This window comes from Oleiphilus sp. HI0086 (assembly GCF_001635225.1).
Genome location: NZ_LWFZ01000040.1, coordinates 1 through 892, shown reverse-complemented (window position 1 = coordinate 892; position 892 = coordinate 1). Strand labels below are relative to the sequence as shown.

1 protein-coding gene is annotated in these 892 nt (G+C 49.2%); it reads right to left on the bottom strand.

Annotated features, from left to right (window positions below; all coding sequences use genetic code 11):
* A partial coding sequence (gene ispD / locus A3756_RS29035; protein WP_068552647.1) for a 2-C-methyl-D-erythritol 4-phosphate cytidylyltransferase occupies positions 1-892 on the bottom strand: 892 nt, incomplete at both ends.

Genomic DNA, 892 nt, shown 5'->3' with positions numbered 1-892 from the left:
GTCGGAATGCGCAATAAAAGATTTGTGATGGGGAATTTTGACGCCTCCCAGGATAATTTCTTCACCCTCGCAAAATGCGTGCACGTCATAACCGTTCCCGATTCTCGGAAAGCTATTCATTTTTTCACCTCGTCCCAGCTGCGTCCGCGCAGCCAAGGTATCTGCAGCCAAACGTAAATCGTGCGGCCGCGTAATTTTGATATTGTCATCTGAGCCTTCAACTAGGCAGGGCGCCCCACCCATATGCTCTATTGCTGACGACTCATCGGTCACCGTCAGCCCAAGCCGCTGACATTCACTTAGGGCATGGCGCAGCTCGGCAAAACGAAAGACTTGTGGTGTAAATGCTCGCCAAAGTTTGTCCCGATCCGAAGTACCCTCAATCGCCCTTCCATCTTGTGATACCTTAATCGTATCAACAACGCGAGACGCCAGAATAGCACCGCCCTCTGAACCGTCCCAGGCGTCAACATGTTCAATCAAGTTATCTATATCTTCTCGACTTAAACAGGGCCGCGCAGCGTCATGCACCCACACCCAATCTTGCTCATCGGCAATACCTACCAAAGCATCAAGACCATTTAAAACAGTATTGAAGCGTTCACTACCACCCTTATACTGAATCACTCGAGCATCTTGAGCCAAACTATCGCTATCAAAATAGTCATCAGCCTCGGAAATACCTATATGCACCTGAGTAAAGCGAGGGTGGTCAAGGAAGGCTTTGGCACTCAGATAAAGAACACTGCTTGAACCAAGCTGAAGATATTGTTTAGGGATGTCACTTTGCATTCTGCTGCCAACACCCGCTGCCGGAATAATGACCCAAAACCGAGGTAGTGCTTGCTTAGCAGAGTCTAAGCCTGAGAGGGGTGAGGAGGTAAACGAAGGA